General features: G+C 62.2%; 11 protein-coding genes and 2 tRNA genes. 7 read left to right on the forward strand and 6 right to left on the reverse strand.

The genetic code is table 11. From position 1 onward, the window contains the following. Nucleotides 1-7 precede the first annotated feature (7 nt). The 3 genes from MVC20_RS12590 to MVC20_RS12600 are packed head-to-tail and all read left to right on the forward strand — an operon-like array spanning nt 8 to nt 2531. Nucleotides 8-799: a TatD family hydrolase gene (locus MVC20_RS12590; protein WP_297541872.1), complete on the forward strand. Its 792-nt coding sequence runs from the start codon at nt 8-10 to the stop codon at nt 797-799. Further along, a complete protein-coding gene (locus MVC20_RS12595) occupies nt 799-1596 on the forward strand; it encodes an MBL fold metallo-hydrolase (RefSeq protein ID WP_297541873.1) in 798 nt (265 codons plus the stop codon). Before MVC20_RS12590 ends, MVC20_RS12595 begins: the two co-directional genes overlap by 1 nt. Nucleotides 1597-1601: 5 nt before the next feature. Continuing rightward, entirely contained in the window at nt 1602-2531 is a 930-nt protein-coding gene (locus MVC20_RS12600; RefSeq protein ID WP_297541874.1) for an AEC family transporter, read from the forward strand. 21 nt (nt 2532-2552) lie between these two features. Here MVC20_RS12600 and MVC20_RS12605 read toward each other — a convergent pair whose 3' ends face one another. From MVC20_RS12605 to MVC20_RS12620, 4 genes are all read right to left on the reverse strand, one after another. Then, nucleotides 2553-3557, reverse strand: a complete 1005-nt coding sequence (locus tag MVC20_RS12605; RefSeq protein WP_297541875.1) for a hypothetical protein — start codon at nt 3555-3557, stop codon at nt 2553-2555. A gap of 91 nt (nt 3558-3648) precedes the next feature. Continuing rightward, entirely contained in the window at nt 3649-4380 is a 732-nt protein-coding gene (locus MVC20_RS12610) for a hypothetical protein (protein WP_297541876.1), read from the reverse strand. A 71-nt stretch (nt 4381-4451) separates the two neighbouring features. Continuing rightward, entirely contained in the window at nt 4452-5792 is a 1341-nt protein-coding gene (locus MVC20_RS12615) for an amidohydrolase family protein (RefSeq protein WP_297541878.1), read from the reverse strand. A gap of 208 nt (nt 5793-6000) precedes the next feature. Continuing rightward, nucleotides 6001-6084: transfer RNA gene (locus MVC20_RS12620), tRNA-Tyr, on the reverse strand. Nucleotides 6085-6219: 135 nt separating this feature from the next. On the opposite strand from MVC20_RS12620, the gene rlmB reads away from it, so the two are divergent. After that, entirely contained in the window at nt 6220-6996 is a 777-nt protein-coding gene (gene rlmB / locus MVC20_RS12625) for a 23S rRNA (guanosine(2251)-2'-O)-methyltransferase RlmB (RefSeq protein WP_297541879.1), read from the forward strand. On the opposite strand, the gene MVC20_RS12630 is transcribed toward rlmB, so the two are convergent. Further along, nucleotides 6978-7871 carry a hypothetical protein gene (locus tag MVC20_RS12630; RefSeq protein ID WP_297541881.1) on the reverse strand — a complete coding sequence of 298 codons (894 nt, stop codon included), beginning with the start codon at nt 7869-7871 and terminating at the stop codon, nt 6978-6980. The genes rlmB and MVC20_RS12630 overlap by 19 nt on opposite strands. A 170-nt stretch (nt 7872-8041) precedes the next feature. On the opposite strand from MVC20_RS12630, the gene MVC20_RS12635 reads away from it, so the two are divergent. From MVC20_RS12635 to MVC20_RS12645, 3 genes are all read left to right on the forward strand, one after another. Further along, on the forward strand, nt 8042-9616 hold the full coding sequence (locus tag MVC20_RS12635; protein WP_297541883.1) for an asparagine synthase-related protein: 1575 nt from the start codon (nt 8042-8044) through the stop codon (nt 9614-9616). 56 nt (nt 9617-9672) lie between these two features. After that, nucleotides 9673-9746, forward strand: a tRNA-Gly gene (locus MVC20_RS12640). A 100-nt stretch (nt 9747-9846) separates the two neighbouring features. After that, complete coding sequence (locus MVC20_RS12645; RefSeq protein WP_297541885.1) at nt 9847-11643, forward strand: ABC transporter transmembrane domain-containing protein; 1797 nt, start codon at nt 9847-9849, stop codon at nt 11641-11643. A gap of 444 nt (nt 11644-12087) precedes the next feature. Here the strand turns inward: MVC20_RS12645 and MVC20_RS12650 are convergent, their stop codons facing one another. Further along, a complete protein-coding gene (locus MVC20_RS12650) occupies nt 12088-13719 on the reverse strand; it encodes an acyl-CoA dehydrogenase family protein (protein WP_297541887.1) in 1632 nt (543 codons plus the stop codon). Between the last annotated feature and the right edge of the window lie 65 nt (nt 13720-13784).

Consider the following 13784-nt stretch of genomic DNA (forward strand, 5'->3'; position numbering starts at 1 on the left):
GACAGGCATGAGCACCGACATTCGTATCACTGACAGCCATTGCCATCTCGATTTTCCCGATTTCGACGAAGAGCGGGATGCGGTGATCGCGCGTGCCGTTGCGTCCGGTGTGCATCGCATGGTGACGATCTGCACGCGTCTCGATCAAGAGCCGCGCGTGCGCGCCATTGCCGAGGCCCATGCGCCGGTTTTCTACGCGGCGGGTATTCACCCGATGCGCGCGGCCGAGAGCCCGTTGGTGACAGTCGATGACCTGGTGAAACTGGCGGAACATCCCAAGTTTGTCGGTATCGGTGAGACGGGTCTTGATTATCACTACACCGCCGAGAGCGCCGAGGTGCAGAAAACCAGTCTGCGCGTGCATATCGAGGCGGCGCGGCGCACAAGTCTGCCGCTGATCATCCACGCCCGCGACGCGGATGACGACATGGCCCGCATCCTGACCGAAGAATATCGCAACGGTGCCTACACTTGCGTTATGCATTGCTTTTCGTCGAGTGCGGCCCTCGCGCGCGCCGTGCTTGATCTGGGGTTTTACCTGTCGATGTCGGGCATCGCCGCGTTCCCCAAGAGCCAGGAGTTGCGCGATATTTTTGCAAGCGCCCCGGTGGACCGAATCCTCTTGGAAACCGATGCGCCCTATCTGGCACCACCCCCCCATCGTGGTCGCCGCAATGAGCCCGCCTATACGCTGCACACGGGCCAAAAGGGCGCAGAGGTCTTCGGGATGGACTGGCCTGAGTTTGCCGCGCAGACCGAGACCAATTTCGAGCGGCTCTTTACCAAGGCGGTGCTGTGATGGCCGAGTTGCGCTTTACCATTCTGGGCTGTGGATCGTCCGGGGGCGTGCCGCGTCTTGGTGGGCATTGGGGCGAGTGCGACCCCACAAACCCGCGCAACACGCGCCGTCGTTGTTCGCTGCTGATCGAGCGGGAAAGCGAGAGCGGCATCACCCGCGTGTTGATCGACAGTTCGCCTGATTTGCGCGCGCAATTGCTGGATGCAGGTGTCGGCGCGCTGGATGCCGTGGTCTATACGCATTCCCACGCCGATCATGTCCATGGTATCGACGATCTTAGGATGATCGTGTTCAACATGCGTCAACGCCTGCCGGTCTGGGCCGATGGCGACACGCAAAACGCGCTATATGCGCGGTTCGGGTATGCCTTTGTTCAACCCAAAGACAGCCCCTATCCCCCCATTCTCGACATGAACACGATTGACGGCCCCTTCGAGATCGAGGGCGCGGGCGGGACCATTCGCCTCGAGCCGTTTCAGGTCAATCACGGGTCGATCGACTCTCTTGGCTTTCGCGTGGGGGATCTGGCCTATTTGCCAGATGTGGCCGCTATCCCCGAGGATGTCTGGCCGGTGCTGAGCGGGCTCGATTGCTGGATTCTGGATGCGCTGCGCCGCACGCCCCATCCTACACACGCCCATCTGGCACTGTCGCTTGAATGGATCGCCCGCGCGGCCCCGCGCCGGGCGGTGCTGACCAATATGCATATCGACCTTGATTATCAGACCGTGGAAGAGGAGACGCCTGCGCATGTGACGCCCGCCTATGACGGAATGATCCTGCGCTATACGGTCTGAGCGCGATGCAGGCGCTGTTTGAAATCATCCTGCCGGTCTTTCTGGTGATCGGCTTTGGCTATGTCGCGGTCTGGCGACGCTGGTTCAGTCAGGCAGGCGTGGATGGGTTGATGAGTTTCACTCAGAAATTCGCCATTCCCTGTCTGCTTTTCACCGCGATTTCCCGCCTTGATCTGGGGCAGAGTTTCGATTGGCGGCTTTTGCTCAGTTTCTACGTCGGCGCAAGCTCGGGCTTCGCTCTCGGGCTTTTTGGGGCGCGCATTATCTTTGGCCGCTCGTGGGAGGATGCGGTGGCCATCGGCTTTTGCTGCCTCTTTTCCAACTCGCTGCTTCTGGGCCTGCCGATCATGGAGCGCGCCTATGGCACCGATGCCCTCGCCGCGAATTTCGCCATCATCGCGGTGCATTCGCCGTTTTGCTACGGTCTGGGCATCACCGTAATGGAAATCGTCAAGGCGCGGGGTACGGCTGGGCCAAAAGTGGCGGTCAAGGTGCTGAGGGCGATGTTTTCCAACACGCTGATCATGGGGGTGGCCGCAGGGTTTGTGGTCAACCTTTCGGGGGTGGTGTTGCCCTCGCCCGTGCAGCAGGGGTTTGACCTGATCGCGCGGGCCGCCCTGCCGGCGGCGCTCTTTGGCTTGGGCGGGGTGTTGGTGCAATATCGCCCCGAGGGGGATCTGCGGGCAATCCTCTTTGTCTGCCTGATTTCGCTGGTTGTGCATCCGGCGATTACCTTTGGTCTTGGTCTGGGGATTGGCCTGCCGGTTGAGGGCGTTCGCTCTGCGGTGGTGACGGCGGCGATGGCGCCGGGGGTCAATGCCTATGTCTTTGCCAATATCTACGGCCACGCCAAGCGGGTTGCGGCATCGAGCGTGCTCTTGTCAACCGCGCTCACAATTGTCACGGCGTGGGTCTGGCTGCAGATTTTGCCGTGATCCAAGGCACTTGGGGCGGAGTCAACGCATCCAGAACCCGTTGCGTTTGATCGTATTGCGGATCACCTGTTCGCGGCGCGGCAGGTCGTTCTGGTCAAACAGCGCCCGCACTTTCAGCCCACGCCCCTGATAGATCATCCGCTTGGCTGGCTCGTAATTCTTGAGCACGCGTTTGATCTTGTTGGGGGCCGTCACCTCGTGCAGAACCTCGACAACATGGTCGGCCTCGCGCGCATAGAGCAGCGGCAAGAGCCGGTAATGACAACTGACCGCGCCATCCAAAAGGCCGGGTGGCAAGGTATCGCGCCCGCCGCCAAGTGCATGGATCACCAAGGGCAGGGCCACTTGGTCAAGCCAAGGGTCCAGGGATTGCAGGAGCAGTTCGCGCGGCGTGTCATCGCGGATGCCAAGTGCATAGTCGAGAAAGCGTTGGCCAAAGACATGCGGGCATTTGTAGAAAAAGAAACCCGCATTGAAATAGAGATAGCGCTGCCAGTAGCCATCGGGTTGGTTTGGGTCAAGCGAGGCCTCGAAATCAAGCCCGAAGCGGTCGTAGAGCGATTTCCATATCTGGCTGTAGGTGGGGCCATAAAGCTCGATCTGCGGCCAGGTGCCCTCGCGGCGCAAAGATGCCGTAGGGCGGCTGAAATCAAAGGGCACTGAGCCGAGATCGCCACAGATCAGCGTATCCGTGTCGAAAAACACAAAAGGCTTCCCCTTCGGCAGGGCAAAGAGCGCCTCGATCTTGTTGCCATAGGGATAGGCCGCGCCGAAATGGCGGCTCTCGAACGGCAGGAATTCCGCGCCGAGATCGGTCAAGAGCGCGCGGCTGTCGGCGTCCTTGATGCGCGGGTCGTCGCGCCAGAGCGGCCCAGGCTGCGGTTCTGCCACAAAGAGACGACCCGCAAAGTCAGGCGAGGCGGCGCGCAGCGATGCCGCAAAGAGAATGGCCTCGTATTGCAGACGACCAGCCTGACCGACGATCAGGATATTATAGCTTTGGGGCGCCTGTTTTGGGGGGGCCATTCTGTCGTGATCCTGCCTGACTGCCGCCGACACTATGGAGTTTTCCATGGCGCAGATAAAGCGGTTATCGCAGGGCGGCACCGCGCGGGGATCAAAAGCGCAGGGTCAAACCCGCAAGCGGGCCCGAGAATGTCGCGTCAAACTTTCGGCCGTTCTTGCTGTAATCCACGTAAAGATGTCGGTAGCCCGCCGAGAGCCACAGCCGGTCATTGGCCTGCCAGTTGAGCGTGCCGACAAGCTGCGATGTCATGTCAGAGCCTCCACCAAAGCCGCCGACATCGGCATAACCGACAAAGGACCATCGGTCCGAGAGGCGGATATTGGTGCGTGCAGCGAGGATCGGATCGGTGAAACTCACGTCGATTCCGCCAGCAAGGCCAGGCACTGGCGTTGTCGCGCGCCCCTCGACCCGCCAATGGCGCAGACCTGCCAAGACATCCACCGTCGCATCGGGTGTTGTCAGCGCCCGGTAGCCCGCGGTCAGCGTCAGCGAGGATTGCTCGATGCGGCCCCGCGCAGGCAAGCCGGGGGCGGGCAATGGCACCGTGCCGCGCCGTGAGCTGGCCGATTGCGACAGGTCGCCCATCACCACAAAGCGATGATAGCGCGCATAGCCCGTGAGGAAAAACGCCGTGTCGAGGTCTTCGAGAACGTCTGCAAGCCCCTTGTCGAAGCGCAGCGACGGGCCGCCTGCGCGCGGCGTGATCGTGCCGCCGATCCCCGCCCCCCAAGCATAGGGCGTGATCTGCGCGCTCCAGTCCTGTGCATGTGCGGGGGGAGCGAGGCCGAGGATCGTGCAGAAGGCCAGCAGAGTGTTTCTCATCCCAGCATGTCCTTTACGACCGTCCCGCCTTTGAGGATCATGGCGAGGCTCTGCTCGGGCCGATCCAGCCACTAAAGCCCCGCTTCGGGATCGCCCTCGACCACCAAAAGATCGGCCATTGCCCCTTCGGCGATCACGCCCAAGCGTCCCTCATAGCCCATGCGTTCCCCTGACATGGCCAGCAGGTCGCCCGCCGCCCCCGTCGCCATGCGCAGCGCCTCGAGCGGGGCCATGAAGCGGGTCAGCTTGGCCAGTTGCCGCCCTTGGCTTTGGGCCCCTGCGGGGTTCATCAGGATGTCAGTGCCAAAGGCCATGTTCACCCCTTCGGCCCGGCCAATCTCGAAGGCGCGCACCGTGCCGCTGGCGACCTCATCCGCCTTTGCCTGCTGGCGCGGATCGGATTTGGGGTTGGAGTCCTCATCGGCAAGAAAGGGCTGGATCGACCACCACGCGCCTGCATCGCGCATCATCCGCACGGTTTCCAGATCCGCCAATTGCCCGTGCTCAATGGATTTCACCCCTGCGCGGACTGCGCGCTGGATGCCCTTGGGGGTGTAGACATGGGCACAGACATAGGTACCCCAATCTGCTGCGGCCTCGACGGCGGCGCGCATCTCGTCTTCGGTGAATTGCAGGCTCTCAAGCGGATCATAGAGCGAGGTGACACCCCCTCCGGCCATGATCTTGATCTGGCTGGCGCCCTTCATCAATTGCTCGCGGGTGCGGCGCAAAACCTCGGCCCGCCCGTCGGCGATGGCCACCACGCCCGCCCGCTCGGCGTAGCTCAGATCGCCGTCGGCGCGCGGCAATTCCGAGGTCATGCGAAAATCGCCATGCCCCGAGGTCTGCGACAGCATGGCACCCGACGCCAGAATGCGTGGCCCGGGCAGGACACCCCTGTCGATTGCCAGCTTGAGACCAAAGGCCGGCCCTCCCGTGTCACGCACCGTGGTAAATCCGCGCATGAGCGTGGCCCCAGCCTCGCGCCCTGCCATGAGATGCACAAAACCGATGTCGGCGCTCATCGCCTGAAGCTGCGTCACGGCGACAAGCGTGCTGTGCCAATGCGCGTCAATGAGACCGGGAATGACCGCGCGTCCACCGCAGTCGATGCGTTCGGCTTGGGCCGGTCCTTGGCCCACCGGAGGTAGGGTAGTGATCCGCCCCCCCTCGACCAGGATGTCGTGCCCCTGGATCAGGTCGAGGTCATGGCCGTTGAAATAGCGCAAATTGGTCAGGAGCAGGGGGCGACCCGGGGTCTGGGCCCGCGCCGGTTTTGACGCCAGCCCGAACCCCGCATAAAGACCGACAACTGCCGCCACCCCGCCCAACATCATACGGCGGTTGAGGTCTGCCTCGATCCGGGCAAAGGCCGCCTGCGTCCTCGGCGCGCCGCAAAGGCAGCAATCCAAGGCGGCATGCGGAATTTGGTGCGCGGTCCTGCAAATCTGACACATTGGAATCGCTTCTCTTTGATGTCTTTACGGGCAGAGGGCGCAGGGCGCACCATCCTCTACCCTCAAGGTAGCGACGAGAGAGGCAAGGTCAACGCAGGTGACTGCCGTATGCGCGGCGCAAAACCCTGTCGGTGCGCCAACGCCGTTAGAAATAGGGGGAAAGTGGTGGGCGACCCTGGAATCGAACCAGGCGTGCGTCTCCGCGAGGGAGTTACAGTCCCCTGCCACACCTTGCGGCCTGTCGCCCACTTTCCCAGCACTTGCGTGCCGGACGTGGGGGGCTGATTACTAGTGGCCGGATGCTGCGTCAACCGGAAAATCGCTTGCAAGCGGTAGCCGCCCGTCGCATTGTCGCGGGCCGGAAAAGAGGGGCCTTATAGCCATGAAAAAACCCCGTTGGGTGATCGACAAGGAACAGGCCAAGCGGGCCGCAGCCTCTGAGACCGTATGGCTGTTTGGCTTGCACGCCGTGCGCGATGCGTTGGAAAACCCGGACCGCGAAAAGCTGCGCCTGATCGTGACCAAAAACGCCGCCGACAAGCTGGAAGCTGCGATTGCAGCCAGCGGAATCACGCCCGAAGAGGTAGACCCGCGCAAGTTCAACGCGCCGCTTGATCCCGGTTCGGTGCATCAAGGGGCCGCGCTTGAGGTCAAACCGCTGGACTGGGGTCCGATGGCTGAGGTTTGCCTCGGAGATGGGCGCACCGCCCCGCGCGTGGTGCTCTTGGACAGGGTCACGGACCCGCATAACGTGGGCGCAATCCTGCGCTCTGCGGAAGTCTTCGGTGCGCGGGCGGTCATCGCCCCCCGTCACCACGCCGCGCCCGAGACCGGGGCCCTCGCCAAGACCGCCAGCGGCGCGCTGGAACGGCAGCCCTATCTGCGCGTGCGCAATCTGGCCGATGCGATCATCGAGTTGCAGGCGATGGGTTATCTGGTGCTGGGGTTGGCCGGTGAGGCGGAGATGAGCATCGAGGCTGTGTTGGAGGGCAAGCGCGACCGGCCCGTGGCGCTTGTGCTGGGGGCCGAGGGGCCGGGCCTGCGCGAGCGCACCCGCGAGGTCTGCGATGCGCTGGTTCGGATTGAATATGCCAGCGACTTCGGCTCACTCAACGTGTCGAACGCGGCCGCGGTGGCCCTCTACGCCGCGCGGGGTTGAGGGCGGGATGCGGCATCCTCAAAGGCCGCGATGAAACGCCCCTTGATCATCCAACTGAGGCCAAAGGCGCAGAGGCCGAGGGATTCGAACAGGAACGTCAGGCGCAGGCTGTCCCAGAAGGCTTCGATGCTCTGCGCAAGCGCAAGCGGCAGGAGTACCTCCAACAGTGTTGCCTTGATCGCCAGCACGCCCACGACGGCAAAGATGATCCGCCCAAGTGTGCGATACCACAGATTGCGCCGGTCCTTGCGGTTTCCGGCGAGCCGTGCGGCGGTGGTGTTGTCGCGGGTGAAAACGTAGGTCGAGAAATACCCCAGCACCAGAAACATCACCCCCGCCGCGCCGAAATGCATCATTTGCAGGGCAGTGGGTACATCTGGTCCGATTTGGGCAAAACTGGCCCAGAAATCATAGCTGATCGTCCCCTCGACCGTGCCGCCGGGCGGGTGAAACCCCTCTGATCCGCGTGTGCCGGTCAAAAATACGCGCGCCACTTGGCCGGTGTAGGCACAGCCTGACCCGGTTGTGGGAACAAAGGCCACGATGACGGCCGCCACCCCAGCCAGTTTCAGAAGGGCGACGTCATACCAGTGCCAGCCAAGGCACCCTTCGCGGCCCGGCGCACGAAAGCTGTAAAAGAACATCAGCAACAGCCCGATGAAGCTGAGGGCGCCCACAAGAATATCGCCCCCGATCCGGCTAAAGTAATAGTGGCTGATCGAGGCGTTGAAACAGGTGTTGGTCAGGATCGACACCAGCCCGAGCGACACCGGCAGACCAAGCGCCACATACCCCACCCCCAGATTGAGGCGGCGCAGGTCGATGTCAAAGGGCAGGTCGCGCAGGTCCGGTCGGGAGGGAAGATCATCGGCCATCGGGCATATCCTGATTCAGACTGACAAGACCAGCCTAACGTAAAGCTGCCACAAGCCGAAACGCTTTAGGGAGCCAGCCAAGCGTTTTGGCCCTCTGTCTGGCCCTGAAAGCCTTAAAATCGTTTACAGATTCTCGCAAATCAGGCTACTGTTCAAAAAAAAATAAACAATTGAGCAGTAAAACCATGTTGGCAAGGCAGGAAAGCGCCGAACTCGGACTTTCGTTCGAAGAGGTATTTCAATATCAATACATGATTTGTCGGCGGGGGATTGATCCGCAGGGGATGAAAGTCTCTGCCTGTCGTGGTTGGCGGGTTCTGACGGGGCGTGCCCTGCCGGTCGCGCGACTGCATGATCGGGATGGGATTTTCATCGGGTTGCTGCTCGGGATTGCCACGGGACCGGACGGGGTTATCGAGGGAGAGTATAGCTTTGGCGATCTCTCTGCCGGTGTGCCAGAGTTTTTCAGCGGTTTTGAACGGCATCTCAATGCCTTCGCAGGGCGCTTTACGATCATCGTGGCCTCGGGCGGGGATGAGCGCATCTATTGCGATCCGGTCGGGATGCTTGGTGTTGTCTACAACCCTCAGACGCGCCGTGTCGGCTCTAGCCTGAAGCTGTGTATCGAGGATGCGGTGCAGGATCACCCGCTTTATGACCACAGCATCAACGAGGCCTATGGCAGCAAGTATTCCCTGTTTCATACGCGCGATGCGCGGGTTCGGCGCATGAACCCGTCCTTCTATCTCGATCTCGCGAACTTCCACGAGAATCGCTATTGGCCGCGCGAAGACAGTTTCGACATGCCCGAGGGCGGCCTCGAAGCGGTCTATGACGAGCTGATCAACACCGCCCGGAACAGCATAGGGGCGATCGCTGCGCGCTATGACTGCGCCATGCCCCTGTCAGGAGGGCGCGACAGCCGGCTGCTCGCGGCGTTTGCCGGGCCGCATATGCAGAATATCCGCCAGGTTTTTACCCATGTGACGAATTACGCTACGCGAATTGATGCTGAAATTGCCAAGCGTCTTGCCGCTGTGATGGAGGTCGAGCACGAGGTCCATGATCGCCGCACGCTACGTCCCGTGCCACGCCGGGTTCGGCGGAGCGAGCGATGTTTCCATCTGGCGGCAGGGGCGGTTTTGCCGTTGCCCAGTGAACTGGCGCGCGACGTCAATCATTGTCTCACACCGGGTTCGGTCGTGCTGCGTGGGCACCAGACCGACCTTCTACGCGCGGTCTTTGTGCGCAAGGCCGAGATGTCCCATTGGAAGGATTTCCGGTGGCAGATCGAGAAACTGCTGATCGTGCCGCGCAACCATTTCAATGACGAGGTCTATACGCGGTTCATGCCGGAATTCATGGCCTGGCATCGCACCCTGTCGCCTGTGGCGCGGTCGCGCGCGGTGGATATGATGTTCCTTGAAGTCTATTACGCGTCTTCCTTGGGCATGACCTTTCCGGGCCTGCACCGTCATTTTTATATGTCGCCGTTCAACAGCCGTCGAATGATCGAGCTGAGCCTCAGTATCGACGTGACCTATCGCATCGGCGCAAAGCCGGTGGATGATCTTCTCTATCGCATGAACCCGGATCTCTTGTCGGTGCCCTTCGACAACGAGATTTCGGCCGACCTGTCCAATATCGACGGCCCCTCACCGGCACGGGATTTGCGTGTCGCCGCCGCCGTGGCGCGTGCACCAGAGCGGGTCAGCGCCAAATCTGCGAGAAAACGCCGCGCGTGATGTTGGCTCGGCCGGGCTTGACCCTCGCGCGCGGCTCTACTAATTAGCCCCGGTGCGCGGGCGTTGTGTAATGGTAAGACCCTTGCCTTCCAAGCAAGAGACGCGGGTTCGATTCCCGCCGCCCGCTCCAGACAATCCCGATCCAATTCCCCCTGCGGCTGATCTGTCCCCTTGACCCCGGCGTGATCGCCCGCCAAGAACCTTGGCCAAATGATGAGGAATAGAAATCTATGGTGCGCAGGGCCGAAAACGGGGCTGATCTGCTGGATCGCGAGAAATCGAAACATGTCGGCGCGTTGGCTGAACTCTGGCCATTCCTGCGCCCCTACCGCAAACTTTTGACTGCGGCGATTCTGGCGTTGGTCATCACCGCGAGTGTGGCCTTGATGCTGCCGCTCGCGGTGCGCCGCGTGGTGGACAATTTCAGTGCCGAGAATGGGGCCATCCTTGACCAGTATTTCGCCGCGGCGGTGCTGATTGCGGCGCTTTTGGCGGTCGGCACCGGGATGCGGTATCTGCTTGTGACCCGCTTGGGCGAGCGTGTGGTGGCCGATATTCGCAAGGCGGTGTTCGACCGCGTGATCGGTATGAGTCCGGCCTTCTTTGAACGGCTTATGACCGGCGAGGTGCTCAGCCGGATCACCACGGATACCACGCTCATTCTCTCGGTGATCGGGTCGTCCGTTTCGATTGCGCTGCGCAATCTGTTGATCCTGATCGGCGGCTTGGGCCTGATGCTGCTGACGTCGGCCAAGCTGACGGGGCTCGTGCTTTTGATCGTGCCATTGGTGATCGTGCCCATTCTCACCTTGGGGCGGCGGATGCGCGTGTTGAGCCGCGAGAATCAGGACTGGATCGCACAGAGTTCGGGCAACGCGTCCGAGGCGCTGTTGTCGGTGCAGACCGTGCAGGCCTTTACCCATGAGAGCGAGAGCCGGGCGCGCTTTGCCGATGTGACCGAGCGCAGCCATGATGCCGCGCGCCGCCGGGTGAATACCCGCGCGCTGATGACGGTGATCGTGATTTTCCTCGTTTTCACCGGCATTGTCGGTGTGCTCTGGATCGGAGCCCGAGATGTGCGCGCGGGTGGCATGACGGCCGGCAGCCTTGTGCAATTCGTCATCTACGCGGTGATGGTTGCGGGGGCGGTTGCGGCGCTGTCGGAAATCTGGGGCGAGTTGCAGCGCGCGGCGGGCGCGACCGAGCGACTGGTCGAACTCTTGCAGGCCGAAGACCCGGTGCGCGACCCTGCACGCCCTCAGGCCGTGCCGCGCCCGGTACGGGGCGAAATCGCCTTTGAGGATGTGCACTTTGCCTATCCCTCGCGCCCCAATATCCCGGCTCTGGATCATGTGACCCTGACCATCCGCCCCGGCGAGACCGTGGCGCTTGTCGGCCCCTCGGGCGCGGGCAAGACCAGCGTCATTCAACTGATCCAGCGGTTCTATGACCCGGATGCCGGGCGGATCACACTGGACGGGGTGACGCTCTCGGATATGGCGCGGCATGAGTTTCGCCGCGATCTGGCGCTGGTGCCGCAGGATCCGGTGATCTTTGCCGCCTCTGCCCGCGACAACATCCGCTTCGGGCGCCTTGACGCCACTGAGGCCGAGATCGAGGCGGCGGCGCGGGCGGCCAATGCGCATGAATTCATCCTGCGCTTGCCAGATGGGTATGACACCTATGTGGGCGAGCGTGGCGTGATGCTCTCGGGCGGGCAGAAGCAACGCATTGCCATCGCCCGCGCCATCCTGCGCGATGCGGCGGTTTTGTTGTTGGACGAGGCCACCTCGGCGCTGGATGCCGAAAGCGAGCGCGCGGTGCAATCGGCGGTCGATGCCATGGCACGGACCCGCACCACGATTATCGTCGCTCACCGTCTGGCGACCGTGAAAAAGGCCGATCGTATCGTGGTGATGGATCAGGGCCGGATCGTGGCACAGGGCACGCATGACAGTCTTGTCGCCGAAAATGGGCTCTACGCGCGACTTGCGCGGTTGCAGTTCACCGATGGAGAGGCGGCCTGAGCGGGGCGCAGCGCGGTCGCAAGTTGTGGTGGACCGCCTCGCAAACACGTCCCGTTCAGGACCAGTTCACCGAATACACCGGGCGGGAATGTGAGGCGGCCCCGCAGATCATCCCTCAGGGGGTTTTGATCCGCGTCTCATCCGCCATATGGCGCAGGGCCATGGCAGGCGGTTTTGTAACGGTGATGATTTTGTGCGTAATGTCCTCTTTTTAGCAAAGATGATTTCTGAATCTGTTTTTTCAGGATCACCCTAGGCGGTGTGCAAGCCTGCCGACCTTGATCTGGATCAATCGCATTCAGAAGGCAGAATTTCAGTCAGTCTCCGAGAAAGCCGAAAGACCCTCTCGGTTCTAAAATGCGCCAAATCAAAAGGTTTGGAGGGGTGCACCCTCGTGCCGATATGGCAAAACCGGGGAATTTTGCCCAACTCACCGCGCTCGGGCTATGTTTCCGCAGTATTCAATCGCGCCAGAATCGGGCCTGTGTCGAGCGTTCCAATCGCCCCCGCCACCCTGCCACGCGGATCGCTGAGGCGCGTCGCGATATAAGCGCTTGCCACCGCATCTGGGGCCTGACGCATCAGCACCGAGGCGGTCAGAAGCGTGGCGAGGCTTTCGGCATACCACCGTGCCTGCGCCTCTTCGGGCAATTTTGGAAAGCTTTGCATATGCGCCTTGAGGGCGGAATCAAAACGCCGGTCCTGCCCTGCGACGCTGGCCAGTTCCGCGCTGAGTACCTCACCGGCCAAGGGCTCTTTGCGCAGGGTCCGCAGGATGTCGAGGCAGATGACATTGCCCGACCCCTCCCAGATCGAATTGAGCGGGGCTTCGCGGTACAAGAGGGGCAGGGGGGTGTCTTCTACATAGCCCATGCCGCCCATGGCCTCCATCGCCTCATAGACCACGCCGGGGCAGAGCTTGTTGCCGAGGAATTTCGCGAGGGCCACGCCAAGGCGGGCAAAGGCGCGTTCGGCAGCGCTGTGCCCGTCAAACGCCCGCGCCACATGCAGGCCAAGCGCCAGCGTGCCCTCCCAATCGAGTGTGAGATCCGCCAGAACGGCGCGCATCAAGGGCTGGTCTATCAGTTGCTTTTGAAAGGCGGACCGATGGCGCGCCCAATACTGCGCCTGATCCAGCGCCGCGCGCATCAACCCGGCCGGTGCCATGGCCGTATCGAGCCGCGTGTGATGCACCATTTCGAGAATGGTGCGCAGCCCCGCGCCCTCGTCGCCCAACCGATAGGCAATGGCTCCCGTATACTCGATCTCCGCCGACGCATTGGCGCGGTTCCCAAGTTTATCCTTCAGACGCTGTATCTGGATGTTGTTGCGCCTGTCGTCCAACCAACGGGGCACAACAAAGCAGGTCAGCCCCTCAGGCGCTTGCGCCAGGGTCAGAAATCCATCCGACATCGGCGCGGAACAGAACCATTTATGCCCGACGAGGCGATAGGTATCACCCTCGCGCGTGGCGGTGGTTGTGTTGGCGCGAATGTCCGATCCCCCCTGTTTTTCGGTCATCGCCATGCCCATCGTGGCACCGGGTTTGCGCGCCAGCGGTTTTGCGCCCGGATCATAGGCGCGCGCCGTCAGTTTTGGCACCCAGTCGGCAAAGAGCGCCTTGTCCGCCCGGAGGGCCGGCACGGCGGCGTAGGTCATCGTCATCGGGCAGCACACACCCGGTTCCACCTGAGAGGTGAGATAGACCAATGCGGCATGGCTGGCATGGCCCCCCTTCGCCCCCTCCCACGGAAGAGCCGCATAGCCTGCGCCGATACCAACGCGCATGAGGTCGTGATAGGCGGGGTGAAACAGCACCTCGTCCAATCTGCGCCCGCCTGTATCAAACAGCACCAGTTCCGGGGGTTGCCGGTTGGCCGCTCGCGCCGCTGCGCGGAGGGTTTCGGTGCCGATCTTTGCGCCATAGGCCGCAAGCATCTCGGGATCGGCCCCCGCTGCACTTGCATGGGTCTGCAGGCCCGGATCGCTCGCCCAGAGGTCGAGATCGCCACGCGGTGCGGGCTGGTTCGTCACCTCATGGGTGCCGAGCATGTCCTTAGGCGGGCTGTCGTGCATCGCGCGCTCCTCTGGCGGGTATGCTAGAGCCTAGTTTTGTCTGGTGAAAGGGGATTCACAAGGTG

It is taken from the genome of Roseovarius sp. (genome assembly GCF_027019125.1).
Taxonomy (GTDB): domain Bacteria; phylum Pseudomonadota; class Alphaproteobacteria; order Rhodobacterales; family Rhodobacteraceae; genus Roseovarius.

What these genes read in the sequence shown, in the direction of transcription:
- MVC20_RS12595 (WP_297541873.1), top strand. Translation starts at nt 799, where the DNA reads ATGGCCGAGTTGCGCTTTACCATTCTGGGCTGTGGATCGTCCGGGGGC.
- MVC20_RS12590 (WP_297541872.1), top strand. Translation starts at nt 8, where the DNA reads ATGAGCACCGACATTCGTATCACTGACAGCCATTGCCATCTCGATTTT.
- MVC20_RS12610 (WP_297541876.1), bottom strand. Translation starts at nt 4,380, where the DNA reads ATGAGAAACACTCTGCTGGCCTTCTGCACGATCCTCGGCCTCGCTCCC.
- MVC20_RS12645 (WP_297541885.1), top strand. Translation starts at nt 9,847, where the DNA reads ATGGTGCGCAGGGCCGAAAACGGGGCTGATCTGCTGGATCGCGAGAAA.
- MVC20_RS12630 (WP_297541881.1), bottom strand. Translation starts at nt 7,871, where the DNA reads ATGGCCGATGATCTTCCCTCCCGACCGGACCTGCGCGACCTGCCCTTT.
- rlmB (WP_297541879.1), top strand. Translation starts at nt 6,220, where the DNA reads ATGAAAAAACCCCGTTGGGTGATCGACAAGGAACAGGCCAAGCGGGCC.
- MVC20_RS12650 (WP_297541887.1), bottom strand. Translation starts at nt 13,719, where the DNA reads ATGCACGACAGCCCGCCTAAGGACATGCTCGGCACCCATGAGGTGACG.
- MVC20_RS12605 (WP_297541875.1), bottom strand. Translation starts at nt 3,557, where the DNA reads ATGGCCCCCCCAAAACAGGCGCCCCAAAGCTATAATATCCTGATCGTC.
- MVC20_RS12600 (WP_297541874.1), top strand. Translation starts at nt 1,602, where the DNA reads ATGCAGGCGCTGTTTGAAATCATCCTGCCGGTCTTTCTGGTGATCGGC.